Raw genomic sequence first — 16790 nt, 5'->3', positions numbered from 1 at the left:
ATGGGTCGGCTGACTCTTGTGGCCCCGCCGGATGACGACGGCGTGGTCAACAAGCATGGACACCTCCACCTACCCGCCCGATGTCGCCGAGCGGCCGGGATCGGTACCGGCGACGCTGTTCGCCGCCTACCTCACCCGAGAACTGCTTCTCGTTATCCCGGAGAACGTACTAGATGTTTTGATTACGCCCCAGTTCACCGAAATCGCCTGACCGCCACAGCCGCTGCGAAACAGACCGCCGCACGCCCGTCACGCTCAATAGCATTGAAGCATTACCGCAGGATTTATCGGGTGCCCAGGCGACGGCCTTTCGGGGCCGACTTCCCGTGAACGCGTTCGGAGGGCTTCACGAATACGCCCCGGCTCGACCGGTAACCACCGGCACACGCCCCTCGAACCGTCGGTATGCCGACGACCGGCACCCGATCGGACCGGCGGTCACCGAACGCGAGACGCCGCCGGATCGAGTCCGGCCGAAGGCCGGTCGCGACGGCGCGTTCCGCCAGATCGGCACCAGCTCGGCGGGAAGAAACTGCCGACTTCGGATTCGCCTCCGCGTCGGCGATCCCGCACCGGACCGGTCGGCCACGGCACTCCACCGCGCGGGCACGAGCTCAGCGCGCTCGGACTCGCAATCTCACAGCAACCCCGAGACAGCCCGGTCGGGAGCGCACCCATCCAACCGGATCAGCCTCCAAGTTTTTTACCGATCGGTACATCACCGGTTGCCTCAGGTGCGTGCGTCGTCTAGTTTGCTACCAAACGGTACAGAACTAGGAGCATGCATGACCGGTCGCACCACCGCACCGCTCGGTGTCGGCATCGTCGGCGCGAATCCCACGGGCAGCTGGGCCGCCGCAACCCATCTACCGGCGCTGGCCCAGCTGCCCGAGTTCCGCGTCACGGCGGTCGCGACGACGAAGCGCGCGTCGGCCGAAGCCGCGGCCGACGCCACCGGCGCCCGGCACGCGTTCACCGACGCGGCGGAACTGGCGGCGCATCCGGAAGTGGATCTGGTTGTGGCGGCGATCAAGTCACCGGGGCACGCGGCCGTGGTGCGCGCGGCGCTCGCCGCCGGGAAGCACGTCGTCTGCGAGTGGCCGATGGGTACGAGCGCGTCCGAGGCCGCCGAGCTGACCGCCGCGGCGGTGGCGGCGGGCGTGGTGCACACCGTGGTGCTGCAGGGCTACCACTCGCCGTCGGTGAACTTCGTCAAGGACCTGCTCGCGGCCGGTCGGATCGGGGCCGTTTCCGCGATCACCCTCGTCGCCGCCGGAGACCCGTTCGGCGGCAGCTCGATTCGGCCCGAACTCGCCTGGACCACCGATCCCGGCAAGGGCAGCGGCCTGCTGACCATCATGGCCGGACACGTGCTCGGGGTGCTCGAACACCTGGCCGGTGAACTCACCGAGGTATCCGCCGTCCTCGCCACCCTGCACGACGAGCTGACCGTGCTCGGGACCGGCCGCACCGTCCCGAATCGACAGCCCGGGCAACTGGCCGTGGCCGGCCGCCTGGCCCGCGGGGCCGTCGTCACGGTGACGGTGCACGGCGGACATGCGGACGCACCGCATGGATTCGCGCTCTACATACGCGGTACGGAAGGAACTCTCACCATCACTCCGGTCCAAGCCGGAATGTATCTGCACTGGGCCGATTGGCGCATCGAACTGCGCGGCAACGACGGAGCCGTCAGCGAGCTGCAGGTGCCGGAGCACTACCGCCGACTGCCGTCCACCCTGCCCGCAGGCCCGATCGCCCACGTGGCGGGCGTCTACCGCGAGGCCGCTATCGCTATCGCCGAGGGCAGGACCGCCCGCCCCGACTTCACCATCGGCCTGCGGCAGCGCCGTCTGCTCGACGCCGTCACCGCTGCGGCGGAAACCGGCATGCGCCGCCAGGTCACCGCGCTGTGAATGCTCGTCATCATGGTCGGATCGCGGACGACAGCCGCCTGAGGGTCGGAGCCGCTCCGCGAGAAGACGCAACCGGGAAGACATTGTGTACCGGCGGGTAGCAAACTTCACGGCCGGCCGCATCGGCACCCAGTACAGTACTGATAGGTAAGAAACTGGGAGGTGTCCATGCCCGGAGGGCGGCCGCGCGGCTTCGACATCGATAGCGCGCTGGATCGAGCGCTGGAGGTGTTCTGGCGATACGGCTACGAGGGCGCCGCGCTGTCGGATCTCACCGCGGCGATGGGCGTCAACCGTCCGAGCTTGTACGCCGCCTTCGGTAGTAAAGCCGAACTGTTCGATCGCGCGCTCGAACGCTATGCCGACGGACCCGGACACTACGTCGCCGAAGCCCTGGAACTCCCGACCGCCCGCGCGGTCGCCGCCGCCTTCCTGCGCGGCGCGATCGAGCTGACCACCGGGCACGCCAGCCCCGGCTGCCTTTCGGTACGCAGCGTGCAGGCCTGCGGGCCGGAGGCCGAGCACAGCCGCAAGAGCGCGGTCGCGATCCGCCTCGCGGGCGAGGCCGCGCTGCGGCGGCGTTTGGAGCGGGCACGCGCCGACGGGGACCTACCGGGAAACAGCAAGCCGGCCGACCTCGCCCGATACCTCATGACGATCTCCGACGGGATCGCGGTCCAGGCGGCCGCGGGCGCGAAACCGTCCCACCTGCGCCGCACCGTGGATCTCGCACTGCGGTCCTGGCCGCAGCCCTGAGCGCAGCCCTGGACAGGCTCACCCACACCGATCCCTGGCTCTTATATTCCCATTGAGCTATATTGCCCATATGGCATCAACGTTCGAGGCGCTGGCGGAGCCACGCCGCCGGGAGATCCTGGATCTGTTGCGCGAGCGCGAGCGACTGGTCGGCGACTTGGTCACCGAGCTGCGCTTGGCCCAGCCCACGGTGTCCAAGCACCTGAAGGTCCTGCGTGGCGCGGGCCTGGTCGACGTGCGCCAGGACGCGCAGCGCCGCTGGTACCGGTTGCGCCCGGAACCGCTGGCCGAGATCGAGGCGTGGCTCGCGCCTTATCGGCGAATGTGGGAGGCGAGCCTCGACGCCCTGGAGCGCCACCTCGACGCCATGCCCGACGAGAAGGGACAACCATGAACGATTCCCGAGCTCGGCTGCGCACCATCGACGGCGCCCCTACGCTGCGTTTCGAACGCAGGCTGGCGCATCCACCGGAAAAGGTCTGGCGCGCGATCAGCGACCCGAGCGAGATGGCCGCCTGGTTCCCGGCCACGGTCACCACCGCTCCGCGGCCCGGCGCGGCGATGCGCTTCACTTTCGCCGAGGCGCCCGAGACGGTCGACAGCGCCTCCGACGGTGAAGTGCTCGAGGTCGATCCGCCCAAGGTCTACATGTTCCGATGGAATCAGGACGTGCTGCGATTCGAACTCGTGGCCGACGGGGACGGAACACTGCTGATCTTCACCCACGTGCTCGGCGGCGGCCCGCGCGCACGGCTCGGCGCGGCCAGGTCCGCGACCGGCTGGGACCGCTGCCTGTCCGCACTCGCCGCCGCGCTCGGCGACGCGCACAGTGCACCGGTCACGACCTTGACGGCCGACATCGAGCGCTACATCGCGGAATTCGGGCTCGACGTGGGCTACTGCGACGAGGTCGCCGATGGCTACGTGCTGCGGTTCGCCCGCGACCTGGTGTGGCAGCCGCTGGAAACGTTGTGGTCACTGCTGGTCGAGGAGCAGACGCCGTCCGTGGGCGCCCTTCCACCGACGCGGTCGATGAATCAGCATGTCCCGGCAGGTGAACTCGTCGACGTCGAGCCGCCCCGGTCGATGGCGTACGAGTGGCGGCACGACGGCGCCGTCGCCGGTACGGTGCGCTGGTTCTTCGATGCCGACCCCGAGCTCGGCGTGCGAGTCGAACTCACCCAGACCGTGCCGTCGCGCCTGGCGCGGCTGCGGCCGACCCTGCTGGCCGCCTGGCACGTGCACCTGGAGTTCTTCTTCGCCGCCACCCAAGGGGACATCCGCTGCCCCTGGCCTGACGACCGGGTCGCCGAGCTCACCGAACGGTATGCCGCGGACCTCGGCAAGTAGGCCGATGCCCGAGCACCATGCCATCGGAAGTCGGTGGCGCTCTCCCGCGACGCCGCCGTGATCCGCTGTGCCCGTGTGGCTTCGGCCCCATCCGGCGGCCGTTCTCCGGTGCTCGGCCGCCCTGCGGGCGCCGGAACCGCTTCACGCCGGCGCCGGTCGTCCGGCGGTTGTGATGGCGGATAGCTCCGGATTCGCGCATCGGTCCGCGCAAACGACCCCACGGCCAGGTGCGAACTGCTTACTATCCCGGGACAGTTCGCGAAACACGCACCTGACCGGCGTGGAGCCGACCCGCGTGCCCGCACGCGTCGACCGCGTCGTCGAAGAGTCTGCTTCCTGGAGTCACGCCTTTTGTCCATGCCACAGTCCCCGCAGAACACCTCGGCGAGCCCGGAAGACTCGCCCGTCCAACACAGTTCACCCATCGACAACGACGGGCCTCGGGTCGCGCTGTACACGGAGGCTTTCGCCGCCGACCCGCATCGCGCCTACCGCGAGATGCGGCGCCGATACGGTTCGCTCGTTCCGATCGAACTGGCGCCGAACGTTCCGGCTACGTTGGTGATCGGTTACTACACGGCACTGCGAATCCTCAACGACCCGGTGCATTTTCCGTCGGACCCTCGGATCTGGCAGCAGGACATTCCCGGTGAGTGCCCGATCCTGCCGATGATGGAGTGGCGGCCGAACGCGCTGCGCAGCACCGGATTCGAGCACCAGCGCTACCGGCAGGTGAATGTGGCGAGTATCGGCGCGGTCGATCTGCACGTCTTGCACACGCTCACCGAACAGATCGCCGGTCCGTTGATCAACTCCTTCTGCCAGGACGGCGCGGCGGATCTGATCAGCCAGTACGCGTTCCCGCTCACCTTCGCCGTGCTCAACTCCGTGCTCGGCTGCCCGCCGGAGATCGGCCAGCAGGTCGCGGTGGGCATGGCCGCCATCTTCGAGGGCGTCAACGCGGACAAGGGCAATGCCATGCTCGCCGACGCGCTGTTCGACCTGGTGCAGAGGAAGCGGAAGAACCCCGGTGAGGACATCACCTCCCGGCTGTTGCGCCACCCGGCGGGCTTGGACGACATGGAGATGATCCACCAGCTGGTCACCCTGTACGGAGCGGGAATCGAGCCGCAGCAGAACCTGATCGCCAATACCCTGCGGTTGATGCTCACCGACCGCCGGTTCGCGAGCGGTGTCTTCGGCGGCAGCCTCTCCACCCGAGACGCCCTCGACGAGGTGCTGTTCAACGACCCGCCAGGTGCCAACTACTGCTTCAGCTACCCGAAACAGCCGATCCTCATCGACGACGTGTGGCTGCCCGCACACCAGCCGGTCGTGATCAGCATGGCCGCGTGCAACAACGACCCGGCGATCCACACCGGCGAATACACCGACAACCGAGCGCATCTCGCCTGGGGGGCCGGACCGCACGCCTGCCCCGCGCGATCGATGGCCTATCTGATCGCGCAGGACGCCATCGACCAACTACTCGATGCCCTGCCCGAGATGCGGCTCGCGGTCGCGGCGGAGAAGCTGAGCTGGCGACCGGGTCCATTCCACCGCGCCCTCGTGTCGCTGCCGGTCGTCTTCCCCGAATCGCCGCCCATGCCCGCGTTCGGGTAGGCCGATCGAATTTTGTTCGCGCTGATCGTGATAGGTGGCAAGCGCGCCGCGATGGCGGAGAATCCACGCGGCGCAGCCGTGCAGCGCTCGTCCGACCGACCACGTCAGGAGCACAGGTGACCACATCCCTTCCGGTGCACATCGAGCACGCGCGCGATATCCATCCCCACATCGATGTGCCGCTGGTTCGAGACGCCATCCATCCGGAACGGGCACTGTGGTCACCCGCGCAACTACACAGCCTGACCAGCGAGGTGGCCGCGGAACTGGCGACGCCGCTGCTGGACCTCGTGCGATTCGACGCCGAACAGCGCTGGTGGACGCGCCTCGCGTTGACCATGGGCGTCGAACTGTGGCTGTTGTCGTGGGCTCCGGGACAGGGCACCGAACCGCACGACCACGGCGGCGCCTCCGGCGCGTTCACCGTGACCGTCGGTGAACTCGGCGAGGAATACCGGCACCTCGGCGGCTCCGTCCGGACGGCGGAGTGGCGGGCCGGTGACACGGTCGGATTCGGCCCCGATCGAGCGCACCGGCTCCGCAACGACAAACTGTGGCCCGCCGCTTCGGTGCACGCGTACTCGCCGCCGCTGCGACCGGTCCGCAAGTACCGTACGCTGGCGGACTTCGCAGGGACGTCAGCGAGTGGAGTGGGTGAACGATGAGTACCGGCGCCGAAGACATGGTCACGCGAGCCAGAACACAGCTGGAACGGGTCGCGCCGGAGCAGGCCGCCGAGTTGCAGTCGCGGGGGGCACTGATCGTGGACATCCGGCCGTACGCGAACCGGAGCGAGGAGGGCGAGATCCCCGGCGCCGTGGTGGTCGAACGGATCGTTCTGGAGTGGCGCCTCGATCCGAACGGCGACAACCGGTTACCCGGCATCACCTCGGACACTCCGGTGGTGATCATGTGCAACGAGGGCTACGCCTCCAGTCTCGCGGCCGCCGACGGGCTCCGTCTCGGTCTGCGTCGGGTGACCGACCTCGTCGGCGGCTTCCGGGCCTGGAAGGCGGCGGGCCTGCCGGTGGTCCCGGGCGGAAGCCCGGCCGTGCCGTAGCGACGCCACGCCGACCGGCTACGACCGGCCCGCCGCCGGTGCAGCGTCAGTAGACGTACACGACGGCGTTCTCACCGCCGCTGCACGTGACGACCGATCCTTCGGTTCGGCAATTCATCGTGTAGGCCCGGCCGGTGACCGGGCTGGTCGCGACGACGGTGCGCGGTGCGTCGCGGGCGCTGTTCTGCGACGTGCCGAGTTCGGCGTAGGCCTTGCGCACCTCTTCGGCGAACGCGCAACTGGTCATCGCCGTCCCCGTCGCCGACTGGGTGAACGACCCGGAGGCCGCTCGACCCTGGCCGCACGGCTTCGCGCCCGCGGGCAGCGCGACCGAAGTCGGCGCGGCCGAGGTGGACCTCGCGGGCCGCGGCGACGTACTGCTCGGCGCCTGGGTACCGGGACGCGCGGTCGGCGCGGACGCCTCGGAGCGCGCGGCGGCCGAGGTCGGCGCGACATCGCCGGAGCCGAACGACTGCCAGGCGACGGCGCCACCGACGGTCAGCGCGACGATGGCGAAAACGGCCACCATGATGGGCATGGCGATGGATCGGCCCGGACGCGATGCGGAGTAGGCGGCCTCGTCGTAATCGTCGTAGCCGTACCCCGGTTCGTCGCGTCCCACCGGGTCCCCGACGTGCGCCGGGTAATCACCTCGCGGCGGATAAATCGCGCCGACCGCATGCCCCTCCTCCCGCGCCGGGGTCAGGTACTGCGTCGGAGCCGAGTCCGGCGCGGGTAGATAGTCGGACATCCCGTGTGGGGCGCCGGCACCGGATAGCTGTCCGCGATCGGGATATTGCCTGGCCTCCGGGTAGTTCTCCACTCCTCGATGGCGCTGCGTCTCGGCGAAGGCTCGATCCGGGGCCTGCGAGTACGCCTGCGGCGGCAGTTCGGAATACGCCTGGGCGGTGGTCGGTTCCGCGTGGGCCGGTGTGAAATCGGGTTCCGCCGCAGCCGAGTCGCCCGCGAATGCCTGCGCGGAATCGGCATAGTTCTGCGGATACACCTGCGTCGGCGGGGCCGGATAGTCCGGTGCCTGCGGATATCCGGCGGCATCCAAGTACGCCTGGGTCTCCGGGTACAGGTGCGCGTCCGGGAACGGACGCATCGGAGGCAACTCCACTTCGGCCGGGTACGGCGCTCGTGGACCGGGCGGCGGTGCGGGCACGTCCGCAGACGGGATCGGCGTGAACTGGGTCTCCGTGGGGCGGACCACGGTCGGCGCGCTCGGGTGGATCACCGCGGGCAGCGACAGCTCGCCCGTCGACTCCGGCGCAGCCGCCGCACCGGCACGCTGCGTCCGGTCGGGCGCGCGCACCACGATCGTGGGGCCGGTGGCGGGCGCCGCGGCGAGCGCGGCGCGGGCGGCCCTGGCCAGCGCGGTCGCGGTCGGAAAGCGATCGGCCGGATCCTTGGCCATGCCGCGACGGACCACCTCGTCCAGCCCCGCGGGTATGCCGCCGGCTTGCGTGCTCGGGCGCGGCGGCGGGTCGGACAGATGCGACTTGATCAGCACGTTCATGCTGGCCGACGGGAAAGGTGTGGCGCCGGTAAGGCATTCGTGCAGCACACAGGCCAGCGAGTAGACGTCGGCGCGGCCGGTCACCGGCCCGACGTCGAAGCGTTCCGGGGCCATGTAGATGTAGGAGCCGACTGCCATGCCGACGAGGGTCACCGCGCTGTCGCCCTCGGTGTGCGCGATCCCGAAATCAGCGAGGTACGCGAAATCCGCCTCCGTGACCAGGATGTTCGCCGGTTTCACGTCGCGGTGCACCAGGTTGCTCGCATGCGCGGCGTCCAAGGCCGAGGCGATCTGCTCGATGATGCCGACCGCGCGAGCCGGGCTCAACGGCCCCTGGCCGCGCAGCAGCGTGCGCAGGTCGACGCCACGCACCAGCCGCATATCGATGAACAGCACACCGTCGATCGCGCCCCAGTCGTGGATCGGGATGACGTGCGGTTCGGCCAGCCGGGCGGCGGCCAGCGATTCGCGACGGAAACGCACCTGGTACGTCGGGTCTTTGGCGAGTTCTTCCGACAGCAGCTTGACCGCGACCTCACGGTTCTTGACCGTGTCGTACGCCTCGTATACCTCCCCCATTCCCCCTTTGCCCAGCAACGACCGCAGTTCGTACGGCCCGAACCGTGTTCCGGTTCTCGGCCCAGGTTCCTGCACCCGTCCTCCTCCGCATCTCGGGCAGCGATCGCGAACCGAGATCACGCGGTGCGCATGTGCCCGTCAAAGAGTGGATTCTCCGGGTGTCACCACCCCGTGGTCAAACGCGAACACGATCGCCGCGGCTCGATCCCGCAGGTCGAGCTTCCCGAATATATGTCCCACATGGCTTTTCACGGTCACTTCCGAGATGCCGAGTTCGCGAGCTATTTCCGCGTTCACCCGGCCGCGCCCGATCAGTTCGAGCACCTCGTACTCCCGCGCGGTCAGTTCGGACAGGCGGGCATCGGTGGCGGTGCGAACCGGGCGCACCGTGCGATAGGCCGACAGCACGCGACCGGTCACCGAGGGATCCAGCCAGGCCCCGCCGCCCGCGACCATCCGCACCGCGCGGATGAGATCCTCGGCGGGCGAGTCCTTGAGAATGAATCCGGCGGCCCCCGCGCGCAGCGCCCCGGACAGCAGCTGGTCGTCGTCGAAGGTGGTGAGCACGAGAACCGGCGGGGCGCCGTCGCGCGCCCGCAGCATCCTGGTCGCGTCGATGCCGCCGACCCGCTTCATCCGCAGGTCCATCAGCACCACGTCGGGGCGGAACTCCGCGACGGCCGCGGGCACTTCGTCACCGTCCGCGCACTCGCCGACCACGAATCCGTCGCGCCTGCGCAGGATGCGGCGCAGACCGCCGCGCACGAGTTCCTGGTCGTCCACCACCAGCACGGTCACCGCGTCTTCGCCACTCGCGGGGGAGGTCATGCTCACGGCTGCGCCTCGCTCCCGCCCGGCACCGTCCTGCGCGACGGCGCACCGTGCCCTCGGTCCACTCCACACCGACTCACAACACCACCCCGCCGGGCACTTGACTCCATCGTCCGCGATGGCGCACCGTGCCCTCGGTCCACTCCACACCCACTCACAACACCACCCCGCCGGGCACTCGGCTCCCTCGTTCGCGACGGCGCGCTGTGCCGTCGGTCCACTCGCTGACGCTCGCTCACGTGCCCTCCCGTCCGGTCGTCGCGGCGCCGGGCGGCGCCGGACACGAGAATCCGCCGCGGCCGGGCGCGAGCGGGATACCGGCGCGCACCGACCAGCCGCGGTCGGACGGGCCCGCGGTCATCCGGCCGCCGAGCAGTTCGGCGCGCTGGCGCATGCCGGAAAGCCCCATGCCCGCGCCGCGCTGCGCGGGCAGTCCGGCGGGCACGGTGTTGTCCACCGTCAGTGTCACCAACGTGGCGTCCACCGCGAGCCGGACCCGTGCGGACGCACCGTGCGCGTGCTTGACGACGTTCGCCAGCGACTCCTGACCGATCCGGTACAGCGCGAGCCCGACCGCGGGTGAGACCGTGCCGAGATCACCGTCGCGGTCGTAACACACGTCCAGCCCCGCCCGTGCGAAATCGCCGATCAGGTCCTCGATGTCCGCCACGCCCGGCTCCGGCACCTGTTTCCAGGGCCGCGCGTCGAGCAGGCCGACCGTGCGGCGGATATCGGCCATCGCCTGCCTGCCGAGCCGCTCGGCGTCGGTCAGCGCCTCCACAGCTTCGTCCACGTCGCGGTCGGTCTGCAACGCGTGCCTGGCGGCGGTGAGATGCAGCAGCGTGACACTGAGCGAGTGCGCGATCACGTCGTGCACTTCGCGGGCGATCCGGTGACGCTCCTCGTCGGCGGCCTGGGCCGCGCGGATGTCCTGATAGCCGCGTTCCTGGTACAGGAAGCGGCGCTGATATTGCAGCATCAGCCCGGCCATCCAGCCGAAGGCGATGCCGACCAGGTAGGTGGGCAGCCCCTCCGGCACATGCCCGATCGCGTCGAAGCCGACCAACTGCAGCATCATCGCGACGGTGACCGGGATGCTCACCCGTTTCGGCGCGATCGCCGCGATCTCACCGGCGGCGGCGACCAGGATGAACGGCGCGAAGTCGGCCGCGACCGGTTGGGCGAGGAACAGCGCCTCGGCCGCCATGGCGAGCACACCGAGCAGCAGCGGGCGCGGCAGCACGCCGAGCAACGCGTGCAGTGGACCGAAGGCACAGGTCAGCAGCACCGCGATGATCGGAAGCAGGGTCGGGAAGTAGCTGTGCCGCTGCACCGCCGCCGCGACCGCCACGGCGAAGACCGCGACATCGACGCTGACGATGATCGACGGCGGATAGTCGTAGGGCAACTCCTCGACGCTGCGCCGGAACGCCTCGACCGGATCGCGGGCGAACTCGGCGCACCGCTCCCGGATGCGCCGCATCGAAGCCCACACGCGGCCGCGAGGCGTACCGGGCGGCGCTTCGGACAGGCCGGTCGAACCCATTCTGTAAGGCTAGCCGCCGCGTCCGGGCCGGTACATCGTCCCGCGAGCGGGCCGCTTCTCCTACCGTGGGCGGAGATGCAATCGGGTCCCTGGCACGACGACAACAACGCGGTCACGTCCGTAGCGTTGGCGATAGTTCACAGAGGAAGGCGATGGCCATGTCCTGGACGGATCAGCACGCTCGAACCGACATCGTGCACACCGTGCTCACCCGCGCGGCGCTCGACCCGGCCGATCCCGACCTGTTCGAGGGAATCCCCGACCTGGATCGGCTGTTCGGCGGCGCGGACGGGCTCCTGCTCACGCTGCGCTACCGGTGGAATCTCCATTTCGCCGCGAAACTCGACCAAGGGCTGACAACGATGGAGGCCTATCTCGAGCTGGCGGCCGAGCAGCCGGTGCTGCGCGCGGTGCTCGACGCACAGTATCGTCGCCGCAAACTCGCGTCGGAGGCCATGGCGCGGTAGCGCGCGACGAGGAACGAAGAACTTGATCGACCGTACGGAGCGGGGGACGACGATGCCGGAACCGGCAATGCTGGAACTATCGGGCGTGACGAAGGAGTACCGGGTGGGCGGCCAGGCCGTCCGCGCGCTCGACGACGTCGGATTGCGGATCGAGACCGGGGAATTCACCTCCATCATCGGGCCCTCCGGTTCCGGCAAGAGCACGCTGCTGCACCTGCTCGGCGCCCTGGACAGTCCCGACGCGGGCTCGATCCGGTTCCGCGGCGAGGAGATCGGGGCGCTGGACGAGGAACAGCAGTCGGCATTCCGGCGGCACCAGGTCGGTTTCGTGTTCCAGTTCTTCAACCTGCTGCCCACACTCTCGGCATGGGAGAACGTGGCGATCCCGAAACTGCTGGACGGCACGGGTTTGCGCAAGGCCAAGCCGCGCGCCCTGGAACTGCTCGATCGGGTCGGGCTGGCCGAGCGGGCCGAACACCGCCCCGCCGAACTGTCCGGTGGGCAGATGCAGCGGGTGGCGGTGGCGCGGGCGCTGATCATGGACCCGCCCCTGATCCTGGCCGACGAGCCCACCGGAAACCTCGACTCCAAGACCGGCGCCGCCATCCTCGAACTGCTCGGGGAGATCGCCGGTTCCGGTAGTTCGGTGGTGATGGTGACCCACGATATGGGCGCGGTCACCTACTGCGACCGGGTGATCACCCTGCGCGACGGACGGATCGGGTCCAACGACAAGGTCGAGCGGACGGTCAACGCATGAGCGGTCAGGACCGGAGGCGGCAGCGCAGCGTGATCATGGAGCGCACCGCGTGATCGGCGCCGCGTGGGATCGCCTGCGTCTGTTCAACATCGGCGAGCTGCTCGCCCATCGCGGACGCACTCTGATGTCGCTGATCGTGATGGGCGTCTCGGCGTCGCTGCTGGTCGCGGTGCTGAGCATCTCCGGCTCGGTCACCGGCTCGGTGGACAAGCTGACCCGCGGCCTCGGCGGCAAGGCGCAGCTGGAGGTCAGCGGGATCACCGACGCGGGCTTCGACCAGCAATTGCTGCGGCAGATAGCGACCACGCCCGGCGTCGCGGTGGCCGTGCCGATGCTGCGGGTGCAGGTGGGCACCGGCTCCGACCGCGCGCTGCTGATCGGCGCCGACTCGAACATCGGCGCGCTGGGCAGCGAATTGACCGCGCCGATGAGCGCTTTCACGGGAAAGCTGCTCTCGGTGCCCAACGGGGTATTGGTGGGCGCGGGGCTCGGCCGCGCCGAGGGTGAGCAATTCACGCTGGGCGCCACGACCGTCACCGTGGCAGGCGTCCTGGACGAGGAGACTTCCCGGAAACTCAACGGCGGTCACCTCATCGCCGCCCCGCTCGGGCTCGCGCAGAAGGTCACCGATCGGGCGGGACGGCTGGATTCCGTGCAGATCATCCCCGCCGAGGGCGCCGACCTCACGCAGGTGCGCACGGCGCTCACCGCCGTGGTGGAGGGCCGCGCGGTAGTGGCCGAGCCGAGCTTGCGCACCGCCCAGGCGGGCGGCGCGGTGCAGATCGTCCGCTACTCCACCACCATGGCGTCGGCCGCCGCGCTGATCGTCTCGGCGTTTCTCATCTACAACGCGATGAGCATGGCGATCGCCCAGCGCAGACCGATGCTCTCGCTGTTGCGCGCGATCGGCGGCAAACGCGGCCCGATGGTGCGCGACTTGCTGGCCGAGGCCGCGCTGCTCGGGGTGCTCGGCGGCGGGGTCGGCGCGGCGCTGGGGGTGTTCATGGGCAGTGTCGCGATCGGCACGCTGCCCACCGCCATCGTGCAGTCGGTGGAGGCGCGCACCGAGTATTCGGTGCCCTGGTACGTGATTCCGTTCGCGGTCGTGGCGTGCGTGTTCACCAGCGTGCTCGCGGCGTCCCTCGCCACGCGTCAGGTGTACCGGGTGCGGCCGATCGAGGCGCTGGCTCCGGTCGGGGCCGCACGCGCCGATACGGCGAGCCCGCTGCTGCGCTGGCTGGCCGTGGTGATCGGCGGCGGGCTGGCCGGTGCCGCGGTGCTGATCGCGGGCAGCGATCTCGGCCGCTACTCGCTGACCGCGATCTCGATGTCGTTCATCGCCGCGATTCTGCTCTGCTTCGCGGCCACCGGTCCCATCGTGCGGGCCGCGGCGGGGATCGCGCGCTGGTTCCGCGCTCCCGGCGCATTGGGCGCGACCACGCTGGAGCGCTCGCCTCGGCGCGTATGGGCGACGGCGATGACGGTGATGATCGGCGTCGGCGCCACCGTCGGCATGAGTGGCGCCTCGAGCAACATGATCGATTCGGCCACGGTCACTTTCACGGATCTGGCCCGCAACGACGTCTACGTCAGCCCGGCCTCGATGGCCCAGTTCCCGACCGGGCCGCTGCTGCCGGAGGATCTGGCGGGCAAGCTCGCGGCGGTGCCCGGCGTCGCGCGTCTGAGCCCGGCGCAGATGGCCTTCGCCACGCTGGGCAGCAGTCGCGTGATGCTGCAAGGGTTTCCGCCCGATGCCCGCGAAACCCGCATGCGGATGCTCACCGACGATTCGGTCGCCCGGCTGTCGGCCGGGGAGGGCGTGGCGATCTCCCGGGACGTGGCGCGCTCGCTCGGCGTCGAGGCCGGTGCGGAGCTGACCCTGCCGACGCCGACGGGACCGCGCACCGTGCGGGTGCTGCAGGTGATCCCGTACTTCTCCGCCATCGCGGGCGTGGTGATGATGGACCTGGACCTGATGCGCACCTGGTACCAGCGGCCCGGGGAGACGGTCATCGCCGTCGACTTCGAGCCGGGCGCCGATCCCGCCGCGGTGCTCGCGGCGATCCGGCAGGTGGTGCCGCCGGAGCTGCACGTGGACACCGGCGCGGGCACGGTGGTGGCCGCGTCGTCGAGCATTCGGCAGGGCATGGCGATGAGCAATGCCATTCTGTGGATCGTGGTGCTGGTCGCCACGGTCGCGTTGCTCAACACGCTGATGCTCTCGGTGCTGGAGCGGCGCAGGGAACTCGGTGTATTGCGTGCCATGGGCACCGGGCGCCGGTTCCTGATGCGGTCGGTGCTGGCCGAGGCCGCGGGAATCGGAGTCGTCGGCGCAGTGCTCGGTTTGGCGCTCGGCGCGTCGGTGCAGTATCTGGCCACGGTCGCCATCGGGAACGCGTTGACCATCGACGTGACCTACCAGCCGAGCCCGATGCTGCTGGTCTACGGCATGATCGCGCTGGCGCTCGCGCTGCTCGGGTCGGTTCCGCCCGCGCTGCGAGCGGCTCGGATGCCCATCGTGGAGGCGCTCGCGGTCGACTGATTCGACGGGTTCACAGCGGCAGGTCGGCGAACCACGCCTTGAACTTCGGCGTGGTGATGCCGAATCCGGAGCTCGGGTTGCTGTCGGTGAGGGTCACCGTGGCGAACAGCAGGTAGCTCGACCGGGCCGGGTCGTCGTCGAAGTCCACGACGAGGTAACCGTCCGGCGATCCGCCACCGGCCTCCTGCCACCGGTAGGTGGAATACGACTTGCCGCTGTTGCGCTCGGTCGCCGCCGTATTCGACGGCAGGTCCCGCACCGCCGCTCGAGCGTCCTCGGGTGAGGGGAAGCCGATGAGGACGTAGTCGGGCTCGGCGATCGGCGTGCCCCAGCAGTTCCAGGCCGTCGCCCATTTCGGGAAGTCGGGTACGCCATTGGCGCTGGACACCTTGCCGCCCGGCTTGGCCGTGCTCAGGAAGCAGGTCTTGCCGCGATAGCCCGGGCCCGAGCCGATGCCGTACTTCGTGTCGACGCCCTGCGGCAGCAGCTCCGGGAATGCCGTGGCGAGCTTGTCCGCGCCGGACGGACCCGCGGGCGTCTTGGTGCCCAGGTCCAGCGGCGACGCGGAATCCGAGAATCCGACCTTCGCGACGACGACGCCGATCCCGACCAGCAGCGTCACGATCACCAGTCCGATCGTCACGATGAGGCCGGTGTTCGAGCGGCTTTGCGCCGGGTAGCCCGGCGGCTGATGGGAGGGATAGCCGATCGGCGGCGGGGTGGGCGCGGAATACGACGGCGCCGCGGGATAACCCGGCTGCGCAGCCGCCGCGGCATAGCCGTCGGACGCCGGGAAGTGCTGTCCACCGGTCGGATTCGGGTTGTACTGCGGTGGGGCGGTGTAAGCAGGGGCGGACGCGGGGACGTAAGTGGGCGGACTCGCCTCCGGCACGGGGTAGGACGGTTGCGCGATGACGGTGGGCGCGGGCGGCGGCTGGTACTGCGCGGCCAGCACGGTCGGGGCGGGTGCGGTGAGCGCTCGTCGTGCGGCCGCGGCGAATTCGGCGCAGGACACGTAGCGGTCGTCGGGTCGCTTCGCCATGGCTTTGGCGATCACCGGGTCGAGCGCGGGCGACAGACCGGCGCGCTGGGCCGCGACCGAGGGCGGCGGCAGCTGGAGATGCCCGCGGATGATGTCGGCCGGGGCGGGTGCGTCGAAGGGGGCGACGCCGGTGAGCAGCCAGTACAGCGCGCAGGCCAGCGAGTACTGATCGGAGCGGTGATCCAGGTGCGCACCGGTCATCTGCTCGGGCGAGGCGTAGGCGAGCGTCGCGGTGAACATGCCGGTCTGGGTCAGGTGCGTGGAATCCTCACGCAGGCGGGCGATACCGAAATCGGTGAGGAAGACCCGCTCGCCGTGGCCGCCCACCGCGCGGGCCAGCATGATGTTCGCCGGCTTGACGTCCCGGTGCAGCACACCCATCCCGTGCGCGTAATCCAGTGCGGACGCGACGCCCTCGATGATCTGCACCGCCCGCTCCGGCGGCAGGCTCTGCGGGTTCACCGTCGCCGCGTCGACGCCGTCGACGTACTGCATGGAGATCCACAGCTGGTCGTCCTCCGTGCCGCGGTCGTACACCGCGACGATGTTCGGATGGTCCAGTTGCGCCGCGAGGTCGGCCTCCCGCTCGAACCTGGCCCGCACCTCCACGTCGGTGAACAGCTCCCGGTTCAGCAGTTTGAGCGCGGTCTGCCGGGGCAGTCTGGGGTGACGGGCGAGGTACACCGATCCCATGCCGCCCTGGCCGAGCAGCTTCTCTATGGTGAACCCGGCGAATACCGCACCGCTGTCGAGCAACACGCCCCCTTCAGGTGACCGCGGCGCCCGGACAGGCACG

At 69.8% G+C, this 16790-nt stretch carries 15 protein-coding genes; 11 read left to right on the top strand and 4 right to left on the bottom strand.

Annotated elements, in window-relative coordinates:
- Nucleotides 1-55: 55 nt before the first annotated feature.
- The 8 genes from LTT66_RS22580 (at nt 56) to LTT66_RS22545 (ending at nt 6705) form a co-directional block, all read left to right on the top strand.
- Nucleotides 56-211, top strand: a complete 156-nt coding sequence (locus tag LTT66_RS22580; RefSeq protein WP_233060503.1) for a hypothetical protein — start codon at nt 56-58, stop codon at nt 209-211.
- A gap of 574 nt (nt 212-785) precedes the next feature.
- The gene (locus LTT66_RS22575; protein WP_233060501.1) at nt 786-1916 is read left to right on the top strand and encodes a Gfo/Idh/MocA family protein; all 1131 of its coding nucleotides are present in this window, start codon (nt 786-788) and stop codon (nt 1914-1916) included.
- A gap of 168 nt (nt 1917-2084) precedes the next feature.
- Nucleotides 2085-2672: a TetR/AcrR family transcriptional regulator gene (locus LTT66_RS22570; protein WP_195064617.1), complete on the top strand. Its 588-nt coding sequence runs from the start codon at nt 2085-2087 to the stop codon at nt 2670-2672.
- Nucleotides 2673-2742: 70 nt separating this feature from the next.
- Nucleotides 2743-3066 carry an ArsR/SmtB family transcription factor gene (locus LTT66_RS22565; protein ID WP_181718763.1) on the top strand — a complete coding sequence of 108 codons (324 nt, stop codon included), beginning with the start codon at nt 2743-2745 and terminating at the stop codon, nt 3064-3066.
- Entirely contained in the window at nt 3063-4022 is a 960-nt protein-coding gene (locus LTT66_RS22560; protein ID WP_233060499.1) for an SRPBCC family protein, read from the top strand. The genes LTT66_RS22565 and LTT66_RS22560 overlap by 4 nt, the downstream gene beginning before the upstream one ends.
- Before the next feature lie 357 nt (nt 4023-4379).
- The gene (locus LTT66_RS22555; protein ID WP_233060497.1) at nt 4380-5645 is read left to right on the top strand and encodes a cytochrome P450; all 1266 of its coding nucleotides are present in this window, start codon (nt 4380-4382) and stop codon (nt 5643-5645) included.
- Nucleotides 5646-5761: 116 nt separating this feature from the next.
- Complete coding sequence (locus LTT66_RS22550; RefSeq protein WP_233060495.1) at nt 5762-6310, top strand: cysteine dioxygenase; 549 nt, start codon at nt 5762-5764, stop codon at nt 6308-6310.
- Complete coding sequence (locus tag LTT66_RS22545; RefSeq protein WP_233060493.1) at nt 6307-6705, top strand: rhodanese-like domain-containing protein; 399 nt, start codon at nt 6307-6309, stop codon at nt 6703-6705. The genes LTT66_RS22550 and LTT66_RS22545 overlap by 4 nt, the downstream gene beginning before the upstream one ends.
- Nucleotides 6706-6751: 46 nt before the next feature.
- On the opposite strand, the gene LTT66_RS37465 is transcribed toward LTT66_RS22545, so the two are convergent.
- The 3 genes from LTT66_RS37465 to LTT66_RS22530 all read right to left on the bottom strand — a co-directional run bounded on the left by LTT66_RS37465 (nt 6752) and on the right by LTT66_RS22530 (nt 11183).
- Nucleotides 6752-8881: a serine/threonine-protein kinase gene (locus LTT66_RS37465; RefSeq protein WP_408638663.1), complete on the bottom strand. Its 2130-nt coding sequence runs from the start codon at nt 8879-8881 to the stop codon at nt 6752-6754.
- A 63-nt stretch (nt 8882-8944) separates the two neighbouring features.
- The gene (locus tag LTT66_RS22535) at nt 8945-9634 is read right to left on the bottom strand and encodes a response regulator (RefSeq protein WP_181718910.1); all 690 of its coding nucleotides are present in this window, start codon (nt 9632-9634) and stop codon (nt 8945-8947) included.
- 238 nt (nt 9635-9872) lie between these two features.
- Nucleotides 9873-11183 (bottom strand): sensor histidine kinase, encoded by a 1311-nt coding sequence (locus LTT66_RS22530; RefSeq protein ID WP_233060491.1) that lies wholly within the window; start codon nt 11181-11183, stop codon nt 9873-9875.
- A 158-nt stretch (nt 11184-11341) separates the two neighbouring features.
- Between LTT66_RS22530 and LTT66_RS22525 the strand changes: the two genes are divergently transcribed.
- From LTT66_RS22525 to LTT66_RS22515, 3 genes are read left to right on the top strand one after another with little or no spacing between them, the layout of a single operon-like run.
- Nucleotides 11342-11650 (top strand): hypothetical protein, encoded by a 309-nt coding sequence (locus tag LTT66_RS22525; RefSeq protein ID WP_181718770.1) that lies wholly within the window; start codon nt 11342-11344, stop codon nt 11648-11650.
- Between the two features lie 52 nt (nt 11651-11702).
- On the top strand, nt 11703-12410 hold the full coding sequence (locus tag LTT66_RS22520; protein WP_181718771.1) for an ABC transporter ATP-binding protein: 708 nt from the start codon (nt 11703-11705) through the stop codon (nt 12408-12410).
- Nucleotides 12411-12459: 49 nt separating this feature from the next.
- Nucleotides 12460-14952 (top strand): FtsX-like permease family protein, encoded by a 2493-nt coding sequence (locus tag LTT66_RS22515; protein ID WP_233060489.1) that lies wholly within the window; start codon nt 12460-12462, stop codon nt 14950-14952.
- 10 nt (nt 14953-14962) lie between these two features.
- On the opposite strand, the gene LTT66_RS22510 is transcribed toward LTT66_RS22515, so the two are convergent.
- Nucleotides 14963-16753 (bottom strand): serine/threonine-protein kinase, encoded by a 1791-nt coding sequence (locus LTT66_RS22510; RefSeq protein WP_233060488.1) that lies wholly within the window; start codon nt 16751-16753, stop codon nt 14963-14965.
- Between the last annotated feature and the right edge of the window lie 37 nt (nt 16754-16790).

The organism is Nocardia gipuzkoensis (genome assembly GCF_021183645.1).
Lineage (GTDB): Bacteria > Actinomycetota > Actinomycetes > Mycobacteriales > Mycobacteriaceae > Nocardia > Nocardia abscessus.
Note: the sequence above shows the minus strand (reverse complement) of the source record. Positions and strands in the feature narration are given on the sequence as shown.